We start from the raw sequence: 26704 nt of genomic DNA on the forward strand, positions 1-26704 counted from the left end.
AACGGACCTTGAACAGGTTCTTCGCGCGCGAACGGCGCCATATCCGGCTCCGCAACATCCGCCAACATGCGGCGATCTGCGATCCAGACGCCCTCGTACGGCCCCAATGGGCGCTCTCCGCTAGACTGTCGCCCTTTCCGGCTCCGGCCGGGCCCGTGTGGCGCACCGCGCCCGGGTCCGCACCGCGGTCGCCTCCCAACGGACGGCTCTCCCGAATGAATCCGAACTACCTCGACTTCGAACAGCCCATCGCCGATCTCGAAGCGAAGATCCAGGAACTGCGCCAGGCCAGCGACGGACCGGCGGTCAACATCGACGCCGAACTCGCCACGCTGCGCGACAAGCTGCGCAAGCGCACCGCGCACATCTTCCGCGACCTCACGCCGTGGCAGGTCTCGCAGCTCGCCCGCCATCCGCAGCGTCCGTATACCAACGACTACATCCGCAGCATCTGCGACGAGTTCGAGGAACTGGCCGGCGACCGCGCCTATGCCGACGATGCCGCGATCGTCGGTGGTCTGGGCCGCATCGACGGCCGCAGCGTGGTGATCATCGGCCACCAGAAGGGCCGCGACACCAAGACCAAGGTGCGTCGTAATTTCGGCATGCCGCGCCCCGAGGGCTACCGCAAGGCGCTGCGCCTGATGAAGATGGCCGAGCGCTTCAAGCTGCCGCTGCTGACTTTCATCGACACGCCCGGCGCCTACCCCGGCATCGGCGCGGAAGAACGCGGCCAGTCGGAAGCCATCGCCCGCAACCTGCTGGAAATGGCCGAACTCAAGACGCCGATCATCTGCACCGTGATCGGCGAAGGCGGCTCGGGCGGCGCGCTGGCGATCGGCGTCGGCGACCGCACGCTGATGCTCGAATACAGCACTTACTCGGTGATCTCGCCCGAAGGTTGCGCGTCGATCCTGTGGAAGGACGCGGGCAAGGCGCGCGACGCCGCCGAGCAGCTCGGCCTCACGGCCAAGCGGCTCAAGTCGCTGGGCCTGGTCGACAAGGTGGTACGCGAGCCGATCGGCGGCGCGCACCGCAACCCGCGCCAGACCGCGACGCGCCTCAAGGCCGTGCTGATGAACGAGCTCGACCAGCTCGAACAGCTGCCGGTCGAGACGCTGCTGCAGCGCCGTTATGAGCGCCTGCGCAGCTACGGGGCGTACGAGGCGGCCTGAGGGAGCGACACGATGGGGCCGATCCTGCTGCTCTCGATCCTGCTGCAGATCGGCTGCGGCGTGCGCGTGGTCCGCACCGGCCGGCCGCTGTACTGGATCTTCATCCTGCTGATCGGCTCCTACATCGGCGTGCTGGTGTATCTGCTCGCCGAAGTGTTGCCAGAACTGCGCAGCAACCGCGGCGCGAACCGTGCGCTGGGACGCGTGCGCGACCGGATCGATCCCACGCGCCATACGCGTGCGGCCAGCCGCGATCTGGAGATCGCCGACACGCTCGACAACCGCCGCCGGCTCGCCGAGCGCAAGCTTGATGATGGCGACTATGCCGGCGCCGAGACCCTGTATCGCGAGGCCCTGCGCGGCCTGTACGCGACGGACCCGACGCTGATGCTCGGGCTGGCGCAGGCGCAGTTCCATCGTGGCGAACCGTCCGCTGCGCGCGAGACACTCGACGCGCTGATCGCCGCGAACCCGGACTTCCGTTCGCACGACGGCCATCTGCTTTACGCCCGCGCGGTCGAGGCCGGCGACGATTTCACCGCGGCCGTCGAAGAGTACGAAGCGCTGATCCAGGATTACCCCGGCGAAGAAGCCCGCGTCCGCTACGCGGGCCTGCTGCAACGTCACGGGCAGACGGACAGGGCCAGGGCGCTGTATGCCGACACGCTGCGCCGCGTGGATCTGGCGCCTGCGTACTACCGCCGCGAGCAGCGCGAGTGGGTCGACATCGCCAAGCGCGAATCGCGCGCCTGACGCCTCACCACGCGCGCAGGTACTGGTCCGGCGTCTCGATCTCGACGCCCAGTTCCCGCGCCGCGCGACGCGGGAAGTAGGGATCGCGCAGCAGTTCGCGGGCCAGCAGCACGATGTCGGCATCGCCTTCGGCGACGATGCGCTCGGCCTGCGCCGGCGTCGTGATCAGTCCGACCGCGCCGGTTGCGATGCCGACTTCATCGCGAATGCGCCGTGCGAACGGCACCTGGTAGTCCGGCACCGCCTCGATCGACTGCAGCGGCGACAGGCCACCGCTGGAGGTGTCGACCAGATCCACGCCGCGCGCTTTCAGCAGGCGCGCGAGTTCGACGCTCTGCTCGATATCCCAGCCACCTTCGACCCAGTCGCTCGCCGAGATGCGCACCCACAGCGGCAGGCGTTCGGGCCAAACGCCGCGTACCACATCGACGACGTCGAGCACCACGCGCACGCGATTGTCGAAACTGCCGCCCCAGGCGTCGTCGCGCACGTTCGACAGCGGCGACAGGAACTGGTGCAGCAGATAGCCGTGCGCAGCATGGAGTTCGGCGACCTCGAAGCCCGCGTCCAGTGCGCGCAAAGCACTCGTGCGGAAATCGTCGACGACTTGCGCGATGCCGGCAGCGTCGAGCGCCCGCGGCGCCGGGTACTCCGCGTTGTAGGCCAGCGCCGACGGCGCCACGACCTGCCAGCCACCATCGGTGACCGGCACCGCGCTGCGCCCGCGCCACGGCGCGAACGTGCTGGCCTTGCGCCCGGCATGCGCGAGCTGGATCGCCGGCGCCGCGCCCTGCGCGCGGATGAAGTGCGCGATCGGCGCCCAGGCCTGCACCTGCGCATCGTTCCAGATGCCGGCGTCCTGCGGCGAGATCCGGCCGTCGGGCGACACCGCGCAGGCTTCGGTCATCACCAGTCCCGCACCGCCGACCGCGCGGCTGCCCAGATGCACCCGGTGCCAGTCGTCGGGCAGGCCATCGACGGACGCGTACTGGCACATCGGCGAGACCGCGATGCGGTTGCGCAGCGTCAGATCGCGCTGGCGGAACGGAGTGAACAGGGCGGACATGCGGGGACTTCCTGCGGATGCGATCCGCGACTGTAGGCTGCGTCGTGCTGCGGGACGACCGCACCACCGGATCGCTGCATCGCGTGCGTGCGCGATCGCCATGGCTGCCCGGAAAAAGCGCGACACAGGCCCGTCTCGCTACCATGGCCGCATGCCGATTGACATGCCGCTGCCCGACCTGCCGCCCGATGCACGTGGCCGCCTCGTCGTCGGCTACAGCGGCGGTCTTGATTCCAGCGTGCTGCTGCACGTGTTCGCGCACACACCGGCGCTGCGCGCGCGCGGGCTGCATGCGGTGCATGTGCACCACGGTCTGCAGGCTGGCGCGGACGATTGGGCCGGGCACTGCGTGGCGACCTGCGAACGTCTCGAGGTGCCGTGCAGCGTGGTCCGGGTCAACGTGGCGCGTGACAGCGGCGAAGGTCCAGAAGCGGCTGCACGTGCCGCGCGGCATGCCGCGTTCGCCGCGCAACTGGAGCCGGGCGATGTCCTCGCCCTCGCCCACCATCGCGACGACCAGGCCGAAACCGTGCTGCTGCGTGCGCTGCGTGCGTCGGGGCCCGATGGGCTGTCAGCGATGCGACCGCTGCGCCCGTTCGCGAGCGGGTGGCTGTGGCGGCCGTTGCTCGCGCTGCCGCGTGCGCAACTGTTGGCCTACGCGCAGGCACACGGTCTTGAATGGATCGAGGATCCGAGCAATGCGGTGGACGATGCGGACCGCAACTTCCTGCGCAATCGCGTGATGCCGCTGCTACGCACGCGCTGGCCGCACGCGGACGTCGCACTGTCGACGGTCGCGGCATTGCAGGCCGAAACAAGCGGCCTGCTCGCTGCCGGCGACGATATGGCGCTGGCGACGGCGCGGACACGTGATCCGTCCGTGTTGCGACTCGACGCGTTGCGCGCGCTCCCGGTCGCGCGACGCACACGCGTCCTGCGCCGTTGGATCGCGGAACTTGAATTGCCACCACTTCCGGCGCGCGCCATCGACTGGTGCAATGCCGATCTCGACACCGGCCGCGCGGATCGCGCGCCCTGCTTCGACTGGGCCGGCCATCGCCTGCAACGCTGGCGTGGGCTGCTGCAGGCCGCGCCGATCCGGGCGCCGCTGGATGCCGACTTCACTGCGCAATGGAATGGCGCCGCGCCACTTCAGCTGCCCGATGGTGGCCGACTGTGGCTGGACGGCGCGACGGATGACCGCATGTGGACCGTCCGGGCCAGAGAGGGTGGCGAGCGCATCTGCCTGCCCGGCCGCGCCCACACGCACGCGCTCAAGCACGTGCTGCAGTCGCTCGGCGTGCCGCCCTGGATCCGCGCGCAGCTGCCGGTGCTGGTCGATGGCGAGGGCCGCGTGCTGGCCGCCGGCGATCTCGCCTTCGACGCCGGCTTCGACGCCTGGCTGCGAGACGGCGACCGCCGGCTGTACTGGTCGCCACCGGGCGACATGCACACGGTCCTCGACGCGCCGATCGCTTAAAATCCCCGGATGCCGAAGAAACCCGCTGCCGCCGAAACCAGTCCCGTCGCCGACTTCGAAAACGCCCTGACCCAGCTCGAAACGCTGGTCGAGCGCATGGAGGGTGGCGAGCTGAGTCTCGAAGAATCGTTGGGCGCCTACGAGCGCGGCGTCGGTCTGTACCGCCGCTGCCAGCAGGCCCTCGAAGACGCCGAGCTGCGCGTGAAGCTGCTCAGTGATCCCGCCTCGCCCGAACGCGCGCAGCCCTTCGGCGACGCCGCGGTCGACGATTCCGATGCCTGACGCGGCGCGCGACACCGCGGCGCTGATCGAGACCTGGCGCGCACGCACCGACGCCAAGCTGCAGCAGGCACTCGACACCGTCGCCGACGGCGAGCCGCGTCTGCATGCCGCGATGGGCCATGCGGTGCTGCTGGGCGGCAAGCGCATGCGTCCGCTGCTGGTGCACGCCACCGCCTACGCATTCGGTGCGCCCGCGGGCGCGGCCGATGCTGCGGCCGCGGCGGTCGAACTGGTGCACGCGTATTCGCTGGTACACGACGATCTCCCGGCGATGGACGATGACGCCCTGCGTCGCGGCCAACCGACCGTGCACGTCGCCTTCGATGAAGCGACCGCGATCCTCGCCGGCGATGCACTGCAGACGCTCGCGTTCTCGTTGCTTGCCGAAGCGCCGCTCGCTGCCGAGATCCGTCTGGCAATGGTCGCGACGCTCGCGCGCGCGTCCGGCGCGAACGGCATGTGCGGCGGCCAGGCGCTCGATATGGCGGCGACCGGTGACGGTAGCTCGATCGGCGTGGACGCACTCGAACGCCTGCATGCGATGAAGACCGGTGCGTTGCTGCGGGCCGCAGTCGCGCTGGGCGCACTCGCTGCAGGCGTGGATGCAGGCACGCGCGCGCGCCTGGATGATTTCGCCGATGCGCTGGGCCTGGCCTTCCAGATCCGCGACGACCTGCTCGACATCGAAGGCGACAGCGCAACGCTCGGCAAGACCGCCGGCAAGGACGTCGCGCAGGACAAGGCGACGTTCCCCGCGTTGATCGGTGCCGAGGCTTCGCGCGCGCGCCTCGATGCTCTCGCGATGCGCATGCAGGACGCGCTGGTTCCGTTCAGCGAGACCACCGCTCCGCTGGCCGCGCTCGGCCGCCGTGCGATCGAACGCGATTACTGAAGCCGGGGCGCGCTCGCGCCCGCGCCTCATCAGACTCAGCTGCCGAAGAACCGGATCGTCAGCGGATGCTGGTAGTGCTCGCCGTTCAAGGCACGCACCGCGGCGACGATACTGCTGATCAGCCACAGCATCCCGAGGCCACACGCCGCTGCCACCAGCATCAGACCGGCAGGCAGCGTCACGATCGCGCCGATGCCGAGCGTCAGCACGGTGGCACCGAGCAGGCCGATGGCCGCGACGAAGATCGCGCAGGCGTAGAGGCACATGCTCAGGTGGAAGTTCAGCGCGTCGCGAGCATGCGCGGCGACGAAGGCGTCGTCGTCGCGCTTGGCCAGGTAGACCACACCGGCCACGAGCGCGCCGGCGATGCCCGACATCCAGCTCGTCAGCAGCGCGAGCACCAGTGCGCTGCATCGCCGCCGCCCAGTGGCGGCTGTCGCTGGCAGGCAGGGTCTGCGGAAAGGATGCGGTCTGCATGGGACACCTCCGGTCGTGGATCGTGCATGCAGCCTGTGCGTTCGCTGGACGCCGCGCCAGACGCGGACGTCACCCGGACTTCCGGCACCCCCTCAACGCAACAGGCCCCGGCGCGGACGCCGGAGCCTGTGCGGTGCAGCCGGCTTGATTGCTTACTTGATCAGACGCAGCGCAAAGGGATAGCGATAAGCCACCCCATCGTTCGCCTTCATCGCGCCGACGATGGTCATTACCAGCCAGGCAATACCGAGCAGCAGGCCGATCGGCATGGTCAGCACCACGCCCAGGCCGAAGGTCACCAAGGTGATCAGCAACAGCACGACGCCGACAATCAGCAGGGTGATGTTGAAGTTCAGCGCCTCGCGCGCCTGGTCGGCAGCGAAGGGCATGGTGTCCTTCTTGATCAGCCAGATCACCAGCGGACCGACGATGTTGCCGATGCCGCCGGTGAACAGACCGGTCAGCGCTGCCAGATGGCCGAACAGGCCCCACTGGCGTTCTTCCGCGGACGCAACGCCGGCGGGGGGAGGCGGTGCAGTGGTGTACTTGTCGAACTCGCTCATGCGGGACGCCTCGGGTTGGATGAAAAGGATTACAGGTCGCAGCCTTGCGGCGCACTGTTCAGGGATGCAGGACAGCCGTCAAGTGCGCCAACGTCACTCGCCGCCGGCAACGGTCATGCGGCCAAGCAGGATCGAGCCCGTCCGCACATGCGAACGCGGGTCGATGTCGCTGCCCACGGCTTCGATGGTGGCGAACATCTGTTTCAGATTGCCGGCGATGGTGATGCCGTCGACCGCGTGGCGGATCTCGCCCCTTTCGACCCAGAAGCCCGATGCGCCGCGCGAATAGTCGCCGGTGACCGCGTTGACACCCTGCCCCATCAGGCCGGTGACCAGCAGGCCGCGATCCATGCCGCGCAGCAGATCCTGCAGACCGCCGGCGTTGGCGGGAATCTCGAGGTTGTGCACGCCGCCGGCATTGCCGGTGGTCTGCAGGCCCAGCTTGCGCGCCGAGTAGCTGCCGAGCACATAGCGCTGCAGTACCCCGCCTTCGATCAACGACGATTCGCGCGTGGCCACGCCTTCGGCGTCGTAGGCCGATGACTGGAACCCGCGCTCGAGGAACGGGCGCTCGAAGATGTTGAACCAGTCGGGAAACAGCGGCGTGCCGACGCTGTCGAGCAGGAAGCTCGCGCGGCGGTACAGCGCGCCTCCGGACACCGCGCCCAGCAGATGACCGATCAGCGAGCGCGCGACCTCGGCCTGGAACAGCACCGGATAGCTGCCGGTCGCGAGCGGTCGCGGGTCCAGCCGCGCGAGCGTGCGCTCGGCGGCGCGTCGGCCGATCGAAGCCGGTGCATCGAGATCGGACTCGGCAAGCGCCACGCTGTACCAGCCCTCGCGCTGCATGTGCTCGCCCTCGCCCGCAATCAACGCGCAGCCGATGCTGTGGTGGCTCCCACGCTCGGCGCCGACGAAGCCGTGGCTGTTGGCGTAGACGCTCAGGCCCTTCGACGTGCTGACCGAGGCGCCATCAGAATTGGCGATACGCGGGTCGGCATCGCGGCCGGCGGCCTCGCAGGCCAGCGCGAGATCCACCGCGGCGTCCGCGTCCAGCGCCCAGGGATGCCAGGCGTCGTATTCGTCAAAGCGGCCATCGGCACCGGGGCGCGCCATCAGGTCGGCATCGGCGAGGCCCGACGCATCGTCGTCTTCGGTGAAACGCGCGATCGCGCAGGCCTGGTCGACCGTCGCGGCGAGGCTCTCTTCGCGCAGATCGGCCGTGCTGGCGGTGCCTTTGCGCTTGCCGAAATAGACGGTGACGCCGATCCCGCGGTCGCGCGTGGACTCGACGGTTTCGACCTCGCCCATGCGCACATTGACGCTCAGACCCGCGTCTTCCGAGCACGACACCTCGGCCTGGGTGGCGCCGGCGGCCCGGCAACGGTCGAGCAGGCGCTGCGACAGCGCGGCCAATGCGTCGAGGCGGACGGCCGAATCATCGGCCGAATGAACGTCGATCAAGGCGTGGGACATGGGCAATGACTTATCCTGTTGCAATGAGAGGCATAAACGAAGATTCGGGCGAGTACCTGGGCCCCAGCCGCAAGCAGAACCGGCGCGAAGCGCTGGAAGTGCTGTCGCTGGCCGACGACCTGGCTGCACTGTCCGAAAACCAGCTGGGCAAACTGCCCATTCCCGAAGGCCTGCTGACGCACATCGCCGATGCGCGGCGTATCACCTCGCACATCGCGCGCAAGCGACAGCTGGCGTTCCTCGCCAAGCAGATGCGCCGCGAGAGCGACGAGACGCTGGAAGCGATCCGCGACGCGATGGATGCAGGCGGCACCGCCGCACGCGTCGAGACCGCCCAGCTGCATCGCGCCGAAGCCTGGCGCACGCGCCTGCTCGACGACGGCGACGCGGCACTGGCCGAACTGCTCGACGCATATCCGGAAGCCGATCGCCAGCGCCTGCGCCAGCTGGTGCGCAATGCGCTCGCCGAACGCGCGAAGAACAAGCCGCCGGCCGCATTCCGCGAACTGTTCCGCGAGCTGCGCGGCGTGTTCGCGGCCGCGTCGCTGGCGGCGGGCGAAGACGCTGCGGCCGAGGAAGCGCGTCTGGAAGACGAAGCCGACGAACCCGGCAACGGCGACGGCGACGGCGACGACGCACCCTGAGTTTGATCTGCCGTCATTCCCGCCTGCGCGGGACTGACGGCACTGTCAGGGCACAGCCTCAGGCCGCTCCGACTCCCGAAATCCCGATCCCGCATGCCGGCTCTCAAGCCTGCGTGCCGCCGACGGTCAGCTGGTCGATCAGCAGATGCGGCTGGCCCACGCCGACCGGGACACTCTGGCCGTCCTTGCCGCAGACGCCGACACCTTCGTCGAGCGCCATGTCGTGGCCGATCATGCGCACGCGCTGCATCGTCTCCGGACCGTTGCCGATCAGCGTCGCGCCCTTGACCGGCGCGGTGATCTTCCCGTCCTCGATCAGATAGGCCTCGGTCGCCGAAAACACGTACTTGCCGTTGGTGATGTCGACCTGGCCGCCGCCGAAGTTCACCGCGTACAGGCCCTTCTTGACCGAGCGGATCATGTCCTGCGGATCGTCCTGACCCGCCAGCATGTAGGTGTTGGTCATGCGCGGCATCACCAGGTGCGCGAAGGACTCGCGACGGCCGTTGCCGGTCGGCGCGACGCCCATCAGACGCGCGTTGAGCGTGTCCTGCATGTAGCCGGTCAGCACGCCGTCCTCGATCAGCGTCGTGCAGTGCGTCGGCGTGCCTTCGTCGTCGATGTTGAGCGAACCGCGGCGGCCGGCGAGCGTGCCGTCGTCGACGATCGTCACGCCCTTCGACGCCACACGCTGGCCGATACGACCGGCATACGTGCTGGTGCCCTTGCGCGCGAAGTCGCCTTCGAGGCCGTGGCCGACCGCTTCATGCAGCAGCACGCCCGGCCAGCCCGCGCCGAGCACGACCGGCATGGTGCCGGCCGGCGCATCGATCGCTTCGAGGTTCACCAGCGCCTGGCGCAGTGCCTCGCGCGCGAAGCGTTCCGGCTTGCCGTCACCCAGCAGTTCTTCGTACGAGTAACGGCCGCCGTAGCCCGAGTAGCCGGATTCGCGGCGGCCGTTGTGTTCCACCAGCACCTGGATGTTGAGCCGCACCAGCGGACGCACGTCGCCGGCGAGCACACCATCGCTGCGTGCCACCAGTACCGTGTCGACGCCGCCCGACAGGCTGACCATCACCTGCTGCACGCGCGGATCGGCTGCACGCAGCATGCGATCGACGCGGCGCAGCGCTTCGACCTTCGCCTCGCTGCCGAGCGCGTCGATCGGGTCCTGCGCGGGATACAGATCGTGGGCGCGGGTGCGCGCCAGCGCGAGCGGCGCATGCGCGCGGCCATCGCGAGCGATCGCACGCGCCGACTGCGCCGCGCCCAGTAGCGCGACCGCATCGATGTCGTCGGAATAGGCGAAGCCGGTCTTCTCGCCGCTGATCGCGCGCACGCCGACGCCCTGCTCGATCGCATGCGAGCCACTCTTGACGATGCCGTCCTCGACTGCCCAGCTCTCGCGACGCGAGTGCTGGAAATACAGGTCACCGAAATCGATGCCGGGACCAAGCAAGGCGGAGAACGCGCGGTCGAGGCCGGAGGTATCGAGACCGGCGGGCAACAGCAGGCGGGATTCGGCCAGCGCAAGCGCGCCGCCGGAGGAAACGGGAGATTCGGACATCCGCCAAGTGTGGGGGCAAAGCCGTCGATGGCAAGCCGAAACTGAACCTGCAGGCCCGCAATCGCCGGCGAAAACGCCTCAGTTCGCCGATTGCGGCCGAGTCGACGGCGGGGTCGCCGGTTGCGCCGCGTCGCGACGTTCGACCACGTCCACCTTCGGGTCCTGCCAGGGACCGCTGACGTGATAGTTGCGCGCGCCCATCTCGGCCAGCGGCTTGCGCAGCACCGCGTTCGCGACCGCGCCGACTGCGGCGCCCACAGGGCCGAGCGTCAGCGCACCGACCGCCGGCAGCAGGTTGCCGGTCTTGGGCAGCACTTCGATGTCCTGGTCGTGCGTGCGCGCAGCGAGATCGGCGCTGCCGCGGATGCGGATTTCCGCCGCCGGCCCGTCGATGACGAGGTTGTCGCCGCGCGCGGTGCCGTTGCCGAAGCGGATGTCGCCGGCGATGCGATTGAAGCCGAAGCCCTTGCTGAAGAAATCGCGGAAATCGAGCATCAGCCGGCGCGGCAGCTCGGCCACGCTGAGCAGGCCCAGCACGCGACCCGCGCCCGGCTCCACTTCGACCAGCTGCCCGTCGCGCAGCGCGATCTTCATCGCGCCTTCGAGCCGCGCGACCTGGAACGCGTTCGGCGCACCCGGCCAGGCGGCGTCGAAATCCACACGCCCCTGGCCGCCGACGATGCTGCCGGCGAAGCCGAGACCCGACGCGAGCCGGCCGAAGTTCTCGCTTTCCACGTCGGCCTGGAATGCAGTGCGCGCGGCCGTGCCGCGGCCTGTCCAGCGACCCGTCACGTCGATGCGGTGGTCCGGCGCGCGCACCTGCAGGCGATCGACTGCGAGACCGCCCGGAATGCGGCGCGAGGCCGCATCCACGCTGCCGAGCACCACGGCGCCGTAGCGCAGGTCGTCGATTACGAGCTGGATCGGCGGCACCGATGCGGGATCGAGCGTGTCGTCGACCGGCGTCGACGCCGGCACCCGCGCGATCACCGGCGCGTTCGGCGCAGCGATCGCCACGGCGTCCGGCTTCGACGCAGGCGCCGGCCAGTGCAGGCGTTGCAGCGCGATCGCGACCGGCGCGCCGTCGGTATCGGGAATGCGCACGTCGCCGGCCAGCGCGGCGCCGTCGAGGCGCAGATCGGTGCCGGCATCGCGACGCGCGGCGGTGATGCGGGTCTGGCCGAGACGGCCACCGGCGAGTCGCAAATCGGCTGTGGTCACATCGACCTGCTGCAACGCCAGACCATCGCCATCGCCGCCCGCGCCCTTCAGGCCAATCCAGTCGAACACGTCGACCACAGGCGTGCGGCCGAAGACGACGATGCCCGCTGCGGGCGCCGCAGCCTCGACGCGCGCCCGCCCCATATCAACACGGATGCCGGCACGTGCACCGCTGGTGCGCGCACGCAGCGCCAGCTGATTGCCGAAGCCAACCAGCACATCGCCGGTGCCGAACGGCAGCGGCGCTTCGATGGTCGTGCGCAGCGCGCGTCCGGCCGGTTTGTCGAGCGGCGCCGGCAGTCGCAGCGTCGTGCCGACGAGATCGGACCGCAGCAGCAGCTGCGCGGCAGGCACGCCCTCGCCCGCGGGCGCGTTGGGCACCGCAACCTGCACCTGCCACGGCGCGCGGCCACCGACATGCGGGCGCAGCCACGCGAGATCGGGCGCGCGGGCCAGCAGCGCGTTCGCATCGAGCGGCATGTCGAGTTCGCCTTCGAACGCGTTGCTGCGCTGGCGTACATGCCCAACGCCGGCGCGCAACGCGAGCGTGCCGGCCTGGCCGTCCTGGTGCGCCTCCAGCGCGTCGGCATGGAACCCCGTCTGGTCGAACGCCACCGCGCCGCGCACGTGTTCGAACGCGAGGTCGAAGCGCGATTCGCGCATCGCGACGCCTTCGAGCTTCACTTCGCCGTCGAGCCGCATCGGTTCGCCATGCCCCGCTGCGACCGATACCGCCACATGCGCAGGCCCCACGACATCGAGCGCGTCGAGCGTTTCCGCATGCGCAGCCTGGAACGGACTCTGCCGCAGCAGCGCGAGCAGCTGCTTCGCATCGGCCTGCGCCGTCGCGGCGACTTCGACCGGCGTCTGGCCGTAGTTGCGGATGCCAGCGACCACATCGCGCAGCGGCACGCCGACCAGCTCGCCGGTCGAGGGTTCGAGCCGGAAGCCGTCGTTGATGAAACGCACATGGCCGCCGAGCTTCGTCATCGCCGGCCATTCGTCCTGGAAGCGGATCGTCGCGTCGGCGATGTCGCCCTCGGCGAAGAACACGCCGCGGCGGTCCTTGCCGTCCTCGACGCCGAACGGCCAATCGTCGAGATCGCCGGCGACGATGCCACGGCCGTTGCGCACGGTGCCGGCGACCAGCGCCATGTCCAGCCATTCGCGCGCGGCGACCGGCATCGTGTGGCGCACCCAGAATTTCTTCGCGACCGGAATCTGCGCGGCGTCGACATCCGCTGCCAGATCGAGCCGGGGGCGCGTGCCGTCGCCTTCGAACGACAGACCGCCGCGCGCATCGGCGGCGTAGCCCTCGCCTTCGACGCGCAGGCCCGGCGTCTGGACGCGCCACGCGCCGCCATCGCGCCAGCCGGCGATCTCGCCATCTAGCCGCAACGGATGCGGCACGCCGAAACCGGACGGCCAATCGAACACCAGGCGCGCATCGGGATCGGGGCGGAACACCACGCCCTGCCCGTCACCGAGCAGCGTGCCGCCGAGGCCATGCAGACCCGGGCGATCCGCCACCGGTGAGAATCCGAAATCCTCGATCCGCGCCGACACCCGTACCGGCCCGCCCGCGCGCGCAGCGAAGTCGACATCCGACAGCACCGCATGTGGCGCCGCGGCCTGCAGCCAGGCGCGCAGTGACGGCGTCACGCCATCGCCGAGCGCGGCCAGCGCGATCAGCGGCGCCACCTCGACGCGGCCTGCGTGCATGGCCCAGTGCTGTCCGCCGGCGAGCACCAGACCGTCGAGCACCTGCTCGCTACTCTGCTGGGTCACCCGCAGCGTCGGCGCATCGAGACGCCAGTCGCCGTCCGCATGCGTCCAGTGCAAACGCGCGTTCGCACCTTCGAAGACGACCGTCGGCGCATCGCCGGCAGCGCGCGCCACATCGCCGGCGCGTTGCAGCGTCAGCGTGTCGAGTGCCACGTCGCCGGTGATCGCCTCGACCTTGCGCGCGCGCAGATCGATCCAGGCGGTCACGCGGCCATGGCCTTCGCGGATCGCCACGCCGCTGGGCGCGAGCAACGGCGACCACAGCTGCAGATCGTTGCGCGGCATCGCGACGTAGGCGCGGCCGTCGCCCTGCGCGCGCAGCAGTTCGAGGCGCAGATCCAGCGGCGCCGCGCCGGTATCGACCCAAGCACGCGCTGCAGCGCGCACGTGGCGGCGATCGACCTGCATGCGCAGATCCACGCGCGGCAGCGTGTGTGCGATCGACAGCGACGGCGCGTCGATCGTCAGCCGTGCATCGACGACCTGCAGCTCGCCCAGACCCTGCAGCGCGTCGAGCGGGTCGTCTTCGGCGTGGGCGGCGCCCGGCAGGCCGCGCACCTGCCAGCTGCCGTCGTCATTGCGCTGCAGCGTCAGCTCGATGCCGTGCAGCCGCAGTTCGGTCAGCGAGCGACCGGGCAGCAGACCCGAATACTGCGCGACCTGGATTTCGGCGGTGCCAATCGGCACCGCGGCAGCGGGATCGCCGATGCGCAGGCCGGTCACACGCAGCAGCGGACCGCGGCGCGTCCACGTCGCATCGAGCGTGTCGAACGCGACCGGACGCCCGGCGCGCTCGCTGAGCCACGACGCCACCGTCTGCGGATTGCGCTCCAGCCACGGCAGCGCGACCTGCGCGGCGACCACCGCGACCAGCGCCATCGTCACCAGCACCGCGGCGACGAGATACCACGCGCTGCGCCGCACGCGGTGCAGGCGCGTTGCCCAGGCCGCGGTCACGCGCGTGCCCATCCGGCGTGCGCGGGATGCGCGGTCCGCCTGCGGTGGATCTCAGAGCAGCACAACGTCGAACTGTTCCTGCAGGTACTGATCGTCGGACTGGAAGCGGATCGACTTGCCGAGAAATTCCTCCAGCTCGACGACCGCCGCCGACTCTTCGTCAGTGATCGTCGACACGACCTTGGGCGAGGCGATCACCAGCAGGCGATCGGCCTCGAACTGGCGCACCGCGCGCACGATCTCGCGGAAGATTTCGTAGGTCACGGTCTCGATCGTCTTGACGATGCCGCGGCCGTTGCACGCCGTACAGGCCTCACCGAGCTGGCGCTCAAGACTCTCAACCGTGCGCTTGCGCGTCATCTCCACCAGACCCAGCGGCGAGAAGTCGTAGACCGTCGTCTTGGCGTGATCCTTGGACAGCGACTTCTCCAGCGTGCGCAACACCTGGCGCTTGTGTTCCGCGTCCACCATGTCGATGAAGTCAATGACGATGATGCCGCCCAGATTGCGCAGCCGCAGCTGGCGCGCGACGGCCTGCGCCGCCTCGAGATTGGTGCGGAACACCGTTTCCTCGAGATTGCGCTGGCCCAGGAACGAGCCGGTGTTGACGTCGACCGTGGTCATCGCCTCGGTCTGGTCGATCACCAGATAGCCGCCGGATTTCAGCGGCACGTCCTTCTTCAGCGCGCGCTGGATTTCGTCTTCCACGCCATACAGATCGAAGATCGGCCGTGTGCCGGTGTAGCACTCGATGCGGTCGACCAGACGCGCCTGCTCGGCCGGACCCGGCGCCGGCAGGTACTGCGCGGCGAAGATGCAGAGTTTCTCGTAGGTATCGCGCGAATCGACCTTGACCTTGTCGACGTCGCGGCGCATCAGGTCGCGGACCGCGCGCATCGGCAGCGTCAGATCCTCGTAGACCCGCGCGCCCACACGCGAATCGCCGGTGGTGTGTGCGATCAGCGCCCAGGCGCGCTGCAGGTAGGCGATGTCTTCGGCCAGCGCCTCGGCGCTCTGGCCTTCGGCATTCGTGCGCACGATGTAACCGTGGCCGCCGGTCGCCGCGGCGAGTTCGGAGACCAGCGTCTTCAAACGCGTGCGTTCGACGTCGTCCTCGATCCGCGCCGACACACCGACCACGCGCGATTGCGGCAGCAGCACGAGGTAGCGCGAGGGAATGCTGATCTGCATGGTCAGGCGCGCACCCTTGGTGCCGATCGGATCCTTGACCACCTGCACCACGATGTCCTGCCCGTCGCGCAGCAGTTCGGTGACCGGCAACGTCGGCGCGGTCGACGGGAACAGGCTGTCGCCGCCGCCGTCGCCATCGTTGCCGGTCTGCGGCGGCCGCATCACGTCGTTGGCGTGCAGGAACGCCGCACGCTCCAGGCCGATGTCGACGAAGGCCGCCTGCATGCCCGGCATGACCCGCTGCACCTTGCCCTTGTAGATGTTGCCAACCACGCCGCGACGCCAGCCGCGTTCGATGTGCAGCTCCTGCAGCATGCCGTTTTCGACCACCGCCACGCGGGTCTCGCGCGGGGTCACGTTGATCAGGATCTCTTCGGACATGTCCGTGTCACGCCTTGTGGTCGTGGATGGCGAAGGGCTGCGGTTGCAGTCCGAAGATCCGCAGCAGCGCCGCGGTCTGTTGCAGCGGCAGTCCGATCACGCCCGAGTGGCTGCCGGCCATGCGTACGACGAACAGTTCCGCGCCGCCCTGGATCGCATACGCGCCGGCCTTGCCGTGCGGCTCGCCGCTGGCGACGTAGGCCGCGATGGTGTCGGCGTCGAGCGCGTCGAAGGTGACTTCGGTGACGACGGTCGCCTCGGCCTGCCGGCCGGCAGCGGCCAGCACGACGGCCGAGATCACCTGGTGCGTGCAGCCCGACAGCGCCTGCAGCATGCGGATCGCGTCGGCGTCGTCGCGCGGCTTGCCGAACACCACGCCGTCGAGCACGACTTCGGTGTCGGCGCCGAGCACGATGGCGTCGCCCGGTTCGCCGGATTCGGCGAGCGCCTGCAGCCCGGCGCTCGCCTTGTCGGCGGCCACGCGCAGCACGTAATCGGCAGCGGATTCGCCGGGATCCTGGACCTCGGGCACATCGACATCGACCCGCCCGAAGGGCAGTCCGAGACGGGCCAGAAGATCGCGGCGGCGGGGGGATTGCGAAGCCAGATGCAGCATCCGGAAAGGATACCGTGCGAGCGGTGTCCGACCGCCGGCTGAATCTGCGTAACCCCGGGCCGGCTCACGGGCCGTTCACCGGTGCGTGACGACCCTTGTTCATCTCAACGGAGCCTCGAATGCACCTGATCCCCCGCCCCCTGCTGCTCGCCTGCGGCCTCGCCCTCGGAACCCTGACGATGACCGCCAGCGCCCAGCCCGCCACGCACCACGCCGCGCCGAGTGACGGCACGCTGCTGTCGATTTCCGCGCAGGCCGAAGCGAGCCGCGCGCCAGATATCGCCACGCTTTCGACCGGCGTCGTGACCCAGGCCGCAGACGCCAACGCCGCGATGCGCGCCAACGCCGAGCAGATGTCCAAGCTGATGGGCGCGATCAAGACCGCCGGCATCGCCGAGCGCGACGTGCAGACCTCGGGCATCAACCTCAGCCCGCAGTACCGCTACGCCGAGAACCAGCCGCCGGTGATCACCGGCTACCAGGCCAGCAACACGGTCAACCTCAAGGTCCGCGACATCGGCAAGCTCGGCCAGGTGCTCGACGCGCTTGTCGCCAGCGGCGCCAACCAGATCAACGGTCCGACGTTCGAGATCGAGGACGCCGAAGGCGTGCAGGATCTGGCACGCGCCGACGCGCTGAAGAAGGCGCAGGCCCGCGCCGAGGTCTACGCGGCGTCGCTGGGCATGCGCGTGCGCCGCATCGTCAGCATCAGCGAAGGCGGCGGATTCCAGCCGCCGCGCCCGATGATGGCGATGCGCGCCATGGCCGACAGCGCGCCGGCCACGTCGGTTTCACCCGGCGAAACCACGCTGTCCGCCAATCTCGACGTCGTTTTCGAACTGGGACGCTGACATGAGCCAGAACAGGACCACCCCCGAACCGCCGGTCAAGCCCGGCCAGAATCCCGGCTACTCGGAGAAGAACCCGACCGACAAGGGCGACGCCCAGCAGCCGGCCGATACCGGCGAGCACAATCCGGACGAAGGCGGCCTCGACCGCGAGCCGGAGAGCATGCCGGAGGACTGAATCTCCGCAATCGACTGCACCGACAGGGCCCGCCATGTGCGGGCCCTGTCGTGTCCGGATGCGGATCGCCGATCGGATTACGCAATGACCGCGTCGCCAAGCGATGTGGCGCGACGTGAACCCACAAAGAGGGATGGGCGCCGCAAAACCCATCACCTGTGATCACAGCTCAAACGCACCGCCAATCCCGCGCACGCCTCCGTTCGTCGGGCAGGTCTTGTCGAGATGCCGCAATCGGCGCAGGTTCGAAGCGAACGATGCGACGGCGCGGCTGGCCTTCGACCCCATGGCCACCGCTGCCACGTTGACGCTTCCACGGGCCGTCCGGCCCGCACACAGGAGGTGGTGCATGGTGCTGCAGCCCATTGGTCCCCGCATGCGCGGACCCGTCCACGAACCGTCGCGTCCCGATGCCGTGCGCATCGTCGGACTCAGCGGCACCCTCGCCCTCAACGCGATGCTGTTCATGGTCCTGCTGGTGCCGGCCAGTCGCGATGCGCTCGACTACGCTTTGCCGGAGCGCAAGCAGGAGTTCGAGTGGATCACCCCGCCCGCGCCGAAACCCGAACTGCCGCCCGAACGTGTCGAGGTGGTGCAACCGCGCAGCACGCCATCGCCGGTCGTGCCGCAACGGACGCTGCCGCGGATCGCGCCGGCCGATGCCGCAGTCGTCGTCGATTCGGGCACCCTGCCCGCGCTGCCGGCATTCGAAGGCCCGCCAGTCGACGTCGCGCCGACCGTGATCGACACCACGCCGATGTCCGGCATCGCCCTGCAGTACGCGAGCGCTCCCGCGCCCGACTATCCGCGTGCGGCGCTGACGGCGGGTGCCGAGGGCGTGGTGTTGCTGGAAGTCCACGTCGGCATCGACGGTCGCCCGATGGACGTGCGCATCCACCACAGCAGCGGCAACCGCGACCTCGATCGTGCCGCCCTTCGCCACGTGCAGCGGATGTGGACCTTCCAGCCGGCGATGCGTGACGGCGTGCCGGTGGAGGCGATCGGGCTGGTGCCGATCGCGTTCAATCTGTCGCGGGGGTGAAGCGGAGGCTGTCCCGTCACTCGCAGGTTGGGGTGACGGGCTGCGCCGGCAGTCGCGCGGCCAGAGGGCCCGGACGCGGCCTTTCAGGCCTCACCGTGATTGCGTGCAGGCCGCTGTCGCATCGGAAGTCGATCGGCTGCGACTGGAGCCAGCTCGGTCCAGCGTGGCCTCAGGCCCGGTGATACGGATGATTCGCCAGCATCGCCGCAGCGCGATACACCTGCTCGGCCAGCACCAGGCGCACCAGCATGTGCGGCAGCGTCAGCGGGCCGAGTGACCAGCGCTCGTCGGCACGCGCGAGAACATCCGGGGCGTGGCCTTCCGGCCCACCGATCAGAAACGCGAGATCGCGCCCCTGCATGCGCCAGTGTTCGAGACGATGCGCAAGGTCTTCCGAGGAATGCAGACGGCCGCGGCCATCAAGCGCCACCACCAGCGCGTCGCGCGGTATGGCGGCAAGTACGCGCGTGCCTTCATCGGACATCGCGCGCATGGTATCGCGGCCCTTGCCGCGCAGGCCGGGCTCGATTTCGATCAGATCCAGCGGCAGCCAGTGCGACAGCCGCTTGCGGTACTCGGCGAACCCTTCGGCCACCCAGGCGGGGGCGCGTTCGCCGACGGCGATCAGTTTCGCTTTCATGTCGCCCGGCTCATCACACACTGCGCCCCGGCGAATTTGCCGGGACGCCGCGATCAGGCATCGCGACGCGGACCGCGCTCGTCTTCCGGTGGCTGGTCGCCGACGGTCCACAGACGCTCGAGCGCATAGAACTCGCGCACGCGCGGCAGCATGACGTGGACGACGACGTCGCCCAGGTCGACGAGCACCCACTCGGCTTCGCGCTCGCCTTCGACGCCGAGCGGCTGGCAACCCAGCTTCTTGGCGTGCTTGACGACTTCGTCGGCGATCGACTTGACGTGGCGGCTGGACGTGCCTGACGCGATGACCATGAAATCGCAGACGCTGCTGCGGCCACGCACGTCGATGTCGATGACGTCGACGGCCTTGATTTCTGCGACGGCCGCGCGGGCCACTTCGAGCAGCGCATCCGGGGACGGCGGCGGCTCGGGCAGGCGGGTCTTGATGACGTGTGCGGGATTGGACAAAGGTCTGGCTCGGAAAGTGCGGCGGAAATTATAGCGGAGCGCGGGCCGCCGCCCCGTACAACCCCTTCTCGTGGATGAATGCGGCCACCGCGGGGGGCAGCTGACCACCCGTTGGGACGCCTGCCGAGAGCTGGGCGCGGATCGCGGTTGCCGAGACGTGGGACAGCGGCTGGTGCAGCCGTAGCACCCGTCCTGCAGGCTGCGATTGCAGATCCGCGGCCTCGCGGGTCCAGCGATTCTGCAGCGCAGCGGCGAGCTCGGCCGGCAATTCCGCGTCGAGCGCACTGCCCGGCCGTTCGGCGATCACCAGATGCGCGAGTCCGAACAGATCGCGCCAGCGGTGCCAGCCTGGCAGACCGAGCAGGCTGTCGGCGCCGACCAGCCAGGCCAGCGGCGTCGACGGGCCGATTTCGCTGCGCAGCTCGGCGAGTGTGTCGACGGTGTAACTGCGGCCCTGACGCTCCAGTTCGCGGCGATCGAGCACAAGGCCCGGCACGCCGTCGATCGCCAGCGCGACCATCGTCGCGCGCGTCGCGCCGTCGGCGCCGGGGGGCGCGCGATGCGGCGGATCGCCTGTCGGCATCAGATGGACTGTGCACGCCAGCGCATCGCGCGCGGCGCAGGCGATCGCCAGATGCCCGTTGTGGATCGGATCGAAAGTGCCGCCGTAGACGAGGTGCAGCGCCATCGCAGCCGGTCAGGCGGCCAGCAAGGCGCCCGCGCGCGCGTCGGCCACGGCGACCAGCAGACGCTCCAGCGCGAGCCAGCCGTCGACGGGATCCACGCCCCAGCGGCCGCGGCCTTTGGCGATTCGATCGACACGCCCGGCCTCGGCGACGAAACGCACCCAGCGCGCTTCGGGATGGCGCTGCAGCGCGCGCCGGTACCCCGCCTGGCGGGCGTCCCAGATGCGCTGCGCCTTGAATTCGTTGGCCATGTTGCCGCCGCGGGCCTGCACCTGCGCCAGCTGCGCGGCACGCGCGAGTTCCATGACCACCATGCCCATCAGCGCCGGAATCGCCGCACCCTCGGCGCGCAGGCCAGCGAGCATGCGCACGACCTGCGCCGGCTGGCCGTTGAGCGTGGCGTCGAGCAGGCGGAAGACGTCGAAGCGCGCGGCATCGGCGACCAGCGCCTGCATACGCGGACCGTCGAGCGTGCTGCCGTCGGCCAGCAGTGCGAGCTTGTCAACTTCCTGCGCGGCGGCGAGCAGATTGCCGTCGACGCGTTCAGCCAGCTGCTGCACGGCGGCGCGGTCGGCCAGCACGTTGCGGCTGCGCAGGCGCGCCTCGATCCAGCTTTCGAGTTCGTGCGGCTTGACCTGCCAGGCGACGACGAGATGGCCGATGCCGGTGATCGCCTCGCTCCACTTGCCCCCGTGCTGGCGGCTCCACTCGCCGCCGGTGACCAGCAGGGTGACGTCGGACGGCGGGTCGGCGCAGAAGCCGCTGATGACCGCAGCGCCGTCCTTGCCGGGCTTGGTCGTCGGCAGACGGATCTCGACCAGACGCCTTGATGCGAACAGGCTCGGCGCGCGGAACGTGGCTTCGACCGCGTTCCAGTCGATGTCGCGGCCTTCGGGTTCGAACACTTCGCGCTCGGCGACGCCCTGCTCGCGCGCGGCGGCGCGCACCGCATCAGCAGCTTCGAGCACGCGCAGCGGTTCGGGGCCGGCGATCAGATAGGCCGGACGCAGCGGCTCGCGCGCGAGCTGCGCGGGCAGGCGTTCGGGCGTCAGCTCCACAACGGGCGCAGACCGTGCACGGACGGGCTCACTCGCGGATGCGTTCCTGGGGATTGCGGAACACCGCGTCGATGCGACGGATGATCGAGGCGGTCATCTCGCGCTCGAGTTCGCGCGACAGCAGCTCGCGCTCGGAATCGGCACCGATCGAATCGGTCGGCGGCGCGAGGTAGTCGCGGGCGAGTTCGATCGCCTGCTGCGGCACGATGTCGCGGCCGTCGGCATCGCGCATCGAGAACACCACCGCGTAGCGCAGCGTGTATTCCTGCGCGCGGCCCTGCGCGTCGAGACTGGCCGGCAGCGCCGCCCAGCGTTCGGACTGGATGTTGAGCGTCGCGACATCGGTGGCGCGGGGCTCGGCGATCTCCGCACCGGCCGCGGCCAGCGCGCGCTCGACCGAGCGGGCCAGACGGCTGTAGGGATCGCTGGACACGATGTCGACCGGGCCGAGATTCGGCGGCAGCGTCAGCGCATTGCGCAGATGGAAGCCGCAGGCCGACAGCGTCAGCACGAGGGCGACGAGGGCCAGAGGCAGGAAAACCGGTCGGAGGATGCGCATGGGCGGAGTCTGGACGAGGGGGACAGGGCCGGCAAGCGCCGCGCGCGAAGCGCAGCGACGCCGGGTTCAGCCGGCGACGATGTTGACGATCTTGCCCGGCACGACGATGACCTTGCGCACCGTGAGCCCGTCCAGGAACTTGACGACATTGGGCTCGGCCAGCGCCATCGCCTCGATCGCATCCTTGGGCAGATCGACCGCGACTTCGATCGTGCCGCGCAGCTTGCCGTTGACCTGCACCGCGAGCGTCAGCGCATCGCGTTCCAGCGCGGCGGGATCGGCCTGCGGGAAGGTCTGGTCTTCGAGCAGCGTCTCGGCGTGGCCCAGCACCTGCCACAGCGTGTGCGCGATGTGCGGGGTGATCGGATTGAGCAGCAGCACGATGGTTTCGAAGGTCTCCTGACGCAGCGCGCGCGCGTTCGCATCCGCCTCGTCGAACTTGCCGACGTGGTTCAGCAGTTCCATCACCGCGGCGATCGCGGTGTTGAAACTGTGGCGGCGGCCGTAGTCGTCGCCGACTTTCTGGATCGCCTCGTGCAGCTGGCGACGCAGGGTCTTCTGGGCGGACGTGGCGGCAGCGACATCGAACACACCGGCCTCCCCGCCCTGCACGTGCTTCTGCACCTGGTTCCACAGGCGACGCAGGAAGCGCGACATGCCTTCGACGCCGGCCTCGTTCCACTCCAGCGACTGCTCGGGCGGGGCCGCGAACATCGAGAACAGGCGCACGGTGTCAGCGCCGTACTTGCCGATCATCGACTGCGGATCCACGCCGTTGTTCTTCGACTTGGACATCTTCTCGGTGCCGCCGATCGAGACCGGCTGGCCATCGAGCTTCGAGGTCGCGCCGGTGATCCGGCCCTTGTCGTCGCGGACGATCTCGACATCGGCCGGATTGATCCAGTCCTTGCCGCCGTTGTCGAGGTCCCGATAGAACGTATCGGCAATGACCATGCCCTGGGTCAGCAGGTTGATCACCGGCTCGTCGCTGCGCACCAGGCCTTCGTCACGCATCAGGCGGTGATAGAAGCGGAAATACAGCAGATGCAGGATCGCATGCTCGATGCCGCCGATGTACTGGTCGACCGGCGTCCAGTAGTCGGCGCGCGCGTCGACCATGTCGGCCGCGCCGGGCGAGGTGTAGCGCGCGGTGTACCAGCTCGACTCCATGAAGGTGTCGAACGTGTCGGTCTCGCGTTCGGCCGGACCAAAGCAGGTCGGACACGTCGTCTTGCGCCACTCGGGGTTGGACTTGATCGGCGACTGCACGACGCCCGGATTGGCGAAGGCGTTTTCGACGTCCACGGGCAGCAGCACGGGCAGCTGGTCTTCGGGCACCGGCACTGCGCCGCAAGCGTCGCAGTAGATCACCGGAATCGGGCAACCCCAGTAGCGCTGGCGGCTGACGCCCCAGTCGCGCAGACGGAAGTTGACCTTGCGCGCGCCACGGCTTTCCGCCTCGAAGCGCGACGCCAGTGCATCGAGCGCCTGCTGGAAATCGAGACCGTCGAGCGCGCCGGAATTCACCAGCCAGCCGCGATCGGTATACGCCCCCTCTTCGGCGATCCGGCGCTCGAATGACTCGACGACCTGCACGGCCGCGCCGGTGTCGTAGACGTCCAGCGACGCGCCGCCGCCGAGCGCGGACTGCATCGGATCGGTGTGCGTGGCGCGGTCGCGGCCGATTTCCTCGAGCGCATCGCGCACGTCGGTCGGCACGACGACCATCCGGATCGGCAGGCCATAGGCCTTGGCAAATTCCCAGTCGCGCTGGTCGTGGCCGGGCACGGCCATGACCGCGCCGGTGCCGTAGCCCATCAGCACGAAGTTGGCGACCCAGACCGGGATCTCTTCGCCGGTGAGCGGGTGGATCGCACGCAGGCCCGTGTCCATGCCGCGCTTGACCTGTGTCTCCAGCTCGGCCTCGGACACGCCGCCCTGGCGCAGGTCGGCGATGAACTCGGCGAGGTCCGGATTGCTTTCGGCCGCGCGCATGGCCAGCGGATGCTCGGCGGCGACGGACACGAAGGTCACGCCCATCAGCGTGTCGGGGCGCGTGGTGTAGACGGCGAGCTTCTCGTCGCTGCCAGCCACGTCGAACGCGAACTCCAGGCCTTCGCTGCGACCGATCCAGTTGCGCTGCATGGTCTTGACCGAGTCCGGCCAGCCACCCAGCGTGTCCAGCCCGTCGAGCAGTTCCTGCGCGTAGGCGGTGATCTTGAGGAACCACTGCGGAATCTCGCGTTTCTCCACCAGCGCGCCCGAGCGCCAGCCGCGGCCGTCGATGACCTGCTCGTTGGCGAGCACGGTCTGGTCGACCGGATCCCAGTTGACGACCGAGTTGCGGCGGTACGCCAGGCCCTTCTTCATCAGCCGCACGAACATGCGCTGCTCGTGGACGTAGTAGTCCGGCGCGCAGGTCGCGAACTCGCGGCTCCAGTCGATCGCGTAGCCCAGCGACTGCAGCTGGCTGCGCATGTGCGCGATGTTGGCGTAGGTCCACTTGGCGGGCGCGGTCGCGTTCTTGATCGCGGCGTTCTCGGCCGGCAGGCCGAATGCATCCCATCCCATCGGCTGCAGCACGTTCTTGCCGATCATCCGCTGGTAGCGGCTGATGACGTCGCTCAGCGTGTAGTTGCGCACATGACCCATGTGCAGCGCGCCGGACGGATACGGCAGCATCGACAGGCAGTAGTACTTGGGCTTGTCGGCCCGTTCCGTGACCTCGAACGCGCGGGTCGACGTCCAGAAGGTCTGGGCATCGGATTCCACCGGAGTGGGCTGATAGGCGTTGGGATCGACGACGACGGGTTCGCTGGACACGGGACGCTGCTTGCTGCGGAAACGGCCGGGAAGCCTACCGCAGCGCCGATGCCGCCGCCATTCGGACTGCGCCCGCCGCCGCGCCGCGGACGTGATGCACGTCACTGCGGATAGAATCGCGCCAACGCCGTCAGGTTCCCCGCCTTGCCTGCATCGTCCTCCCGGTTGTCGTCCTACCGCCTGCCCGCGTTCGCGTTGGCGCTGCTGCTGCTGTTGGGCGTCGGGATCGCCAGCGTCTGGGGGGTGTCGAGCCTGCGCACGAGCAACGAGTGGATCGGGCACACCTACGAGGTGATCAACCGGATCGAAGTCGCCGAGCGCGCGATCCGCAGTACCGAGGCCAACGCCCGCGCCTACCGGCTGACCGGCCATCCCGAATTCCGCAGCCAGTACCTGATCGCGACCCACCAGGTGGACACCGCCCACGAGGCGCTGGCGTCCGCGATCCGCGACAACCCCGCCCAGCATGCACGGGTGAAGCGGATGCGCGAGGCAGCGCAGGCGCATCTGGTCGAACTGCGCCGGCTGTTCGATCTGCAGGAGCTGCAGGGCGCCGAAGCCGCCCGCCAGGCGACGAATTCGACATTGACCTTGCGGCAATGGAACGAATTCGACACCGCGGCTTCGGAAATGCGGCGCGAAGAACTGCGCCTGCTCGACCAGCGCAAGGCACGCAGCGACCGGTCCGCAACCTTGCTGAGCGCCATCGTCGTGCTGGGCATGCTGCTGTCGGGCGGACTGATGATCTCGCTGATGGTCAGCGTGACGCGCGAGAACAAGCGTGCGCGCCGACTCGAACTCGAAGCGCGCGGCGCGGCGCACGAGATGGCGCTGAGCATGGCGCAGGTCGGCGAACTGTCGAAGCAGCGGCATGAGCTCGCCCGCTATTCCGGCCTGCTGCAGAGCTGCCAGACGCTGGACGAGATCGTGCAGCTGTCGATCGACACCATCCGCCGTCTGGTGCCAGACGCCAGCGGCCGGTTCTATCTGATCCGCGCCTCGCAGAATTTCCACGACAGCGTCGCCAGTTTCGGCGATCACCTGATCAGCAGCCCCGATTCGCTGATGCCAGCCGACTGCTGGGCGCTGCGTCGCGGGCAGGCGCACATGGTTTCCGGCGAAGAAGCGCGCCAGCTGAGCTGCGCGCATCTGGATACCGGCACGCCGGCGCCGGGCATCACATCGCTGTGTCTGCCGCTCAGTGCGCAGGGCACGTCGATCGGCCTGCTCCACGTCAGTGCGGCCACCGATGCGATGGACCACGGCTCGGCGGTCGACGAGCTCATCGGTCAGCTCGCCGAGCAACTGGGCCTGGCGATTGCCAACCTGCAATTGCGCGAAACGCTGCGCACGCAATCGCTGCGCGATCCGCTGACAGGGCTGTTCAATCGCCGCTATCTCGAAGAAAGCCTCGCCCGCGAACTGCAGCGTTGCGAGCGCCGCAATCTGCCGCTGTCGGTGCTGATGCTCGACGTCGACCACTTCAAGCGCTTCAACGACACCCATGGCCACGCCGCCGGCGATGCGCTGCTGGGACAGGTCGGCCGCCAGATCCAGGCCGGTGTGCGCGCCGAAGACATCGCGTGCCGTTACGGTGGTGAGGAATTCACCGTGGTGCTGCCCGAGCTCGACGCGGCCGGCGCCCTCGTGCGTGCCGAACAGATCCGCCGCGCGGTCGAGATCGCGACCGTGCAGCATCTGGGCCAGCAGCTCGGTCCCGTGACGATGTCGATCGGCATCTCGACCTTCCCCGGCGACGGGCTGACGCCCGAGGTGCTGCTGCAGCTGGCCGATGCCACGCTGTATCGCGCCAAGGCCGAAGGCCGCAACCGCGTGCTGCACGTCTCCTACGACGATTGAGTCCGCCCGCGCGGCGC

25 protein-coding genes are annotated in these 26704 nt (G+C 69.3%); 10 read left to right on the plus strand and 15 right to left on the minus strand.

The window, feature by feature from the left end:
- Positions 1-215: 215 nt before the first annotated feature.
- On the plus strand, positions 216-1175 hold the full coding sequence (locus tag LU699_RS02045) for an acetyl-CoA carboxylase carboxyltransferase subunit alpha (protein ID WP_232137718.1): 960 nt from the start codon (positions 216-218) through the stop codon (positions 1173-1175).
- A 12-nt stretch (positions 1176-1187) separates the two neighbouring features.
- On the plus strand, positions 1188-1928 hold the full coding sequence (locus LU699_RS02050; protein ID WP_232137720.1) for a tetratricopeptide repeat protein: 741 nt from the start codon (positions 1188-1190) through the stop codon (positions 1926-1928).
- 4 nt (positions 1929-1932) lie between these two features.
- Here LU699_RS02050 and LU699_RS02055 read toward each other — a convergent pair whose 3' ends face one another.
- Positions 1933-2994, minus strand: coding sequence for an NADH:flavin oxidoreductase/NADH oxidase (locus tag LU699_RS02055; RefSeq protein ID WP_232137722.1), 1062 nt, complete (start codon positions 2992-2994; stop codon positions 1933-1935).
- A 151-nt stretch (positions 2995-3145) separates the two neighbouring features.
- On the opposite strand from LU699_RS02055, the gene tilS reads away from it, so the two are divergent.
- The 3 genes from tilS to LU699_RS02070 are packed head-to-tail and all read left to right on the plus strand — an operon-like array spanning position 3146 to position 5648.
- Positions 3146-4474, plus strand: coding sequence for a tRNA lysidine(34) synthetase TilS (tilS, locus tag LU699_RS02060; RefSeq protein ID WP_232137723.1), 1329 nt, complete (start codon positions 3146-3148; stop codon positions 4472-4474).
- Positions 4475-4483: 9 nt separating this feature from the next.
- A complete protein-coding gene (locus LU699_RS02065; RefSeq protein ID WP_232137725.1) occupies positions 4484-4756 on the plus strand; it encodes an exodeoxyribonuclease VII small subunit in 273 nt (90 codons plus the stop codon).
- Positions 4749-5648 (plus strand): farnesyl diphosphate synthase, encoded by a 900-nt coding sequence (locus LU699_RS02070; RefSeq protein WP_232137727.1) that lies wholly within the window; start codon positions 4749-4751, stop codon positions 5646-5648. Before LU699_RS02065 ends, LU699_RS02070 begins: the two co-directional genes overlap by 8 nt.
- A gap of 35 nt (positions 5649-5683) precedes the next feature.
- Here the strand turns inward: LU699_RS02070 and LU699_RS02075 are convergent, their stop codons facing one another.
- From LU699_RS02075 to pmbA, 3 genes are all read right to left on the minus strand, one after another.
- Entirely contained in the window at positions 5684-6049 is a 366-nt protein-coding gene (locus tag LU699_RS02075; RefSeq protein ID WP_232137729.1) for a DUF4870 domain-containing protein, read from the minus strand.
- A gap of 228 nt (positions 6050-6277) precedes the next feature.
- The gene (locus tag LU699_RS02080) at positions 6278-6688 is read right to left on the minus strand and encodes a DUF4870 domain-containing protein (protein WP_232137731.1); all 411 of its coding nucleotides are present in this window, start codon (positions 6686-6688) and stop codon (positions 6278-6280) included.
- A gap of 93 nt (positions 6689-6781) precedes the next feature.
- Entirely contained in the window at positions 6782-8164 is a 1383-nt protein-coding gene (gene pmbA, locus LU699_RS02085; RefSeq protein ID WP_232137732.1) for a metalloprotease PmbA, read from the minus strand.
- 23 nt (positions 8165-8187) lie between these two features.
- Between pmbA and yjgA the strand changes: the two genes are divergently transcribed.
- Positions 8188-8808, plus strand: coding sequence for a ribosome biogenesis factor YjgA (gene yjgA / locus LU699_RS02090; protein ID WP_232137733.1), 621 nt, complete (start codon positions 8188-8190; stop codon positions 8806-8808).
- Positions 8809-8911: 103 nt separating this feature from the next.
- Here yjgA and tldD read toward each other — a convergent pair whose 3' ends face one another.
- From tldD to LU699_RS02110, 4 genes are all read right to left on the minus strand, one after another.
- On the minus strand, positions 8912-10375 hold the full coding sequence (gene tldD / locus LU699_RS02095) for a metalloprotease TldD (RefSeq protein ID WP_232137734.1): 1464 nt from the start codon (positions 10373-10375) through the stop codon (positions 8912-8914).
- A 78-nt stretch (positions 10376-10453) separates the two neighbouring features.
- On the minus strand, positions 10454-14350 hold the full coding sequence (locus LU699_RS02100) for a YhdP family protein (RefSeq protein ID WP_232137735.1): 3897 nt from the start codon (positions 14348-14350) through the stop codon (positions 10454-10456).
- A 39-nt stretch (positions 14351-14389) separates the two neighbouring features.
- Positions 14390-15910 carry a ribonuclease G gene (rng, locus tag LU699_RS02105; RefSeq protein WP_232137736.1) on the minus strand — a complete coding sequence of 507 codons (1521 nt, stop codon included), beginning with the start codon at positions 15908-15910 and terminating at the stop codon, positions 14390-14392.
- A 7-nt stretch (positions 15911-15917) separates the two neighbouring features.
- Positions 15918-16526 (minus strand): Maf family protein, encoded by a 609-nt coding sequence (locus LU699_RS02110; RefSeq protein ID WP_232137737.1) that lies wholly within the window; start codon positions 16524-16526, stop codon positions 15918-15920.
- Between the two features lie 119 nt (positions 16527-16645).
- On the opposite strand from LU699_RS02110, the gene LU699_RS02115 reads away from it, so the two are divergent.
- Positions 16646-17377, plus strand: coding sequence for an SIMPL domain-containing protein (locus LU699_RS02115; protein WP_232137738.1), 732 nt, complete (start codon positions 16646-16648; stop codon positions 17375-17377).
- Between the two features lies 1 nt (position 17378).
- The gene (locus LU699_RS02120) at positions 17379-17552 is read left to right on the plus strand and encodes a hypothetical protein (protein ID WP_232137739.1); all 174 of its coding nucleotides are present in this window, start codon (positions 17379-17381) and stop codon (positions 17550-17552) included.
- A gap of 162 nt (positions 17553-17714) precedes the next feature.
- Here LU699_RS02120 and LU699_RS02125 read toward each other — a convergent pair whose 3' ends face one another.
- Positions 17715-17903, minus strand: coding sequence for a hypothetical protein (locus LU699_RS02125; protein ID WP_232137741.1), 189 nt, complete (start codon positions 17901-17903; stop codon positions 17715-17717).
- A gap of 25 nt (positions 17904-17928) precedes the next feature.
- Here LU699_RS02125 and LU699_RS02130 point away from each other — a divergent pair, with 25 nt between their 5' ends.
- On the plus strand, positions 17929-18594 hold the full coding sequence (locus LU699_RS02130; RefSeq protein WP_232137743.1) for an energy transducer TonB: 666 nt from the start codon (positions 17929-17931) through the stop codon (positions 18592-18594).
- 169 nt (positions 18595-18763) lie between these two features.
- On the opposite strand, the gene rlmH is transcribed toward LU699_RS02130, so the two are convergent.
- The 6 genes from rlmH to leuS form a co-directional block, all read right to left on the minus strand.
- Positions 18764-19234, minus strand: a complete 471-nt coding sequence (rlmH, locus tag LU699_RS02135) for a 23S rRNA (pseudouridine(1915)-N(3))-methyltransferase RlmH (protein WP_232137745.1) — start codon at positions 19232-19234, stop codon at positions 18764-18766.
- A 53-nt stretch (positions 19235-19287) separates the two neighbouring features.
- Positions 19288-19701: a ribosome silencing factor gene (gene rsfS / locus LU699_RS02140; RefSeq protein ID WP_232137746.1), complete on the minus strand. Its 414-nt coding sequence runs from the start codon at positions 19699-19701 to the stop codon at positions 19288-19290.
- 28 nt (positions 19702-19729) lie between these two features.
- Positions 19730-20389 carry a nicotinate-nucleotide adenylyltransferase gene (gene nadD / locus LU699_RS02145; protein WP_232137748.1) on the minus strand — a complete coding sequence of 220 codons (660 nt, stop codon included), beginning with the start codon at positions 20387-20389 and terminating at the stop codon, positions 19730-19732.
- Positions 20390-20398: 9 nt separating this feature from the next.
- Positions 20399-21445 (minus strand): DNA polymerase III subunit delta, encoded by a 1047-nt coding sequence (gene holA, locus LU699_RS02150; protein WP_232137750.1) that lies wholly within the window; start codon positions 21443-21445, stop codon positions 20399-20401.
- A 28-nt stretch (positions 21446-21473) separates the two neighbouring features.
- Positions 21474-22004 carry an LPS-assembly lipoprotein LptE gene (locus LU699_RS02155; protein ID WP_232137751.1) on the minus strand — a complete coding sequence of 177 codons (531 nt, stop codon included), beginning with the start codon at positions 22002-22004 and terminating at the stop codon, positions 21474-21476.
- A 66-nt stretch (positions 22005-22070) separates the two neighbouring features.
- A complete protein-coding gene (leuS, locus tag LU699_RS02160; RefSeq protein ID WP_232137752.1) occupies positions 22071-24827 on the minus strand; it encodes a leucine--tRNA ligase in 2757 nt (918 codons plus the stop codon).
- A gap of 144 nt (positions 24828-24971) precedes the next feature.
- Between leuS and LU699_RS02165 the strand changes: the two genes are divergently transcribed.
- Positions 24972-26687, plus strand: coding sequence for a sensor domain-containing diguanylate cyclase (locus LU699_RS02165; protein ID WP_232137753.1), 1716 nt, complete (start codon positions 24972-24974; stop codon positions 26685-26687).
- Positions 26688-26704: the final 17 nt, after the last annotated feature.

The sequence above is a fragment of the Luteimonas fraxinea genome, assembly GCF_021233355.1.
Lineage (GTDB): Bacteria > Pseudomonadota > Gammaproteobacteria > Xanthomonadales > Xanthomonadaceae > Luteimonas > Luteimonas fraxinea.

What these genes read in the sequence shown, in the direction of transcription:
- LU699_RS02045 (WP_232137718.1), top strand. Translation starts at nt 216, where the DNA reads ATGAATCCGAACTACCTCGACTTCGAACAGCCCATCGCCGATCTCGAA.
- LU699_RS02050 (WP_232137720.1), top strand. Translation starts at nt 1,188, where the DNA reads ATGGGGCCGATCCTGCTGCTCTCGATCCTGCTGCAGATCGGCTGCGGC.
- LU699_RS02055 (WP_232137722.1), bottom strand. Translation starts at nt 2,994, where the DNA reads ATGTCCGCCCTGTTCACTCCGTTCCGCCAGCGCGATCTGACGCTGCGC.
- tilS (WP_232137723.1), top strand. Translation starts at nt 3,146, where the DNA reads ATGCCGATTGACATGCCGCTGCCCGACCTGCCGCCCGATGCACGTGGC.
- LU699_RS02065 (WP_232137725.1), top strand. Translation starts at nt 4,484, where the DNA reads ATGCCGAAGAAACCCGCTGCCGCCGAAACCAGTCCCGTCGCCGACTTC.
- LU699_RS02070 (WP_232137727.1), top strand. Translation starts at nt 4,749, where the DNA reads ATGCCTGACGCGGCGCGCGACACCGCGGCGCTGATCGAGACCTGGCGC.
- LU699_RS02080 (WP_232137731.1), bottom strand. Translation starts at nt 6,688, where the DNA reads ATGAGCGAGTTCGACAAGTACACCACTGCACCGCCTCCCCCCGCCGGC.
- pmbA (WP_232137732.1), bottom strand. Translation starts at nt 8,164, where the DNA reads ATGTCCCACGCCTTGATCGACGTTCATTCGGCCGATGATTCGGCCGTC.
- yjgA (WP_232137733.1), top strand. Translation starts at nt 8,188, where the DNA reads ATGAGAGGCATAAACGAAGATTCGGGCGAGTACCTGGGCCCCAGCCGC.
- tldD (WP_232137734.1), bottom strand. Translation starts at nt 10,375, where the DNA reads ATGTCCGAATCTCCCGTTTCCTCCGGCGGCGCGCTTGCGCTGGCCGAA.
- LU699_RS02100 (WP_232137735.1), bottom strand. Translation starts at nt 14,350, where the DNA reads ATGGGCACGCGCGTGACCGCGGCCTGGGCAACGCGCCTGCACCGCGTG.
- rng (WP_232137736.1), bottom strand. Translation starts at nt 15,910, where the DNA reads ATGTCCGAAGAGATCCTGATCAACGTGACCCCGCGCGAGACCCGCGTG.
- LU699_RS02110 (WP_232137737.1), bottom strand. Translation starts at nt 16,526, where the DNA reads ATGCTGCATCTGGCTTCGCAATCCCCCCGCCGCCGCGATCTTCTGGCC.
- LU699_RS02115 (WP_232137738.1), top strand. Translation starts at nt 16,646, where the DNA reads ATGCACCTGATCCCCCGCCCCCTGCTGCTCGCCTGCGGCCTCGCCCTC.
- LU699_RS02120 (WP_232137739.1), top strand. Translation starts at nt 17,379, where the DNA reads ATGAGCCAGAACAGGACCACCCCCGAACCGCCGGTCAAGCCCGGCCAG.
- LU699_RS02125 (WP_232137741.1), bottom strand. Translation starts at nt 17,903, where the DNA reads ATGCACCACCTCCTGTGTGCGGGCCGGACGGCCCGTGGAAGCGTCAAC.
- LU699_RS02130 (WP_232137743.1), top strand. Translation starts at nt 17,929, where the DNA reads ATGCGCGGACCCGTCCACGAACCGTCGCGTCCCGATGCCGTGCGCATC.
- rlmH (WP_232137745.1), bottom strand. Translation starts at nt 19,234, where the DNA reads ATGAAAGCGAAACTGATCGCCGTCGGCGAACGCGCCCCCGCCTGGGTG.
- nadD (WP_232137748.1), bottom strand. Translation starts at nt 20,389, where the DNA reads ATGGCGCTGCACCTCGTCTACGGCGGCACTTTCGATCCGATCCACAAC.
- LU699_RS02155 (WP_232137751.1), bottom strand. Translation starts at nt 22,004, where the DNA reads ATGCGCATCCTCCGACCGGTTTTCCTGCCTCTGGCCCTCGTCGCCCTC.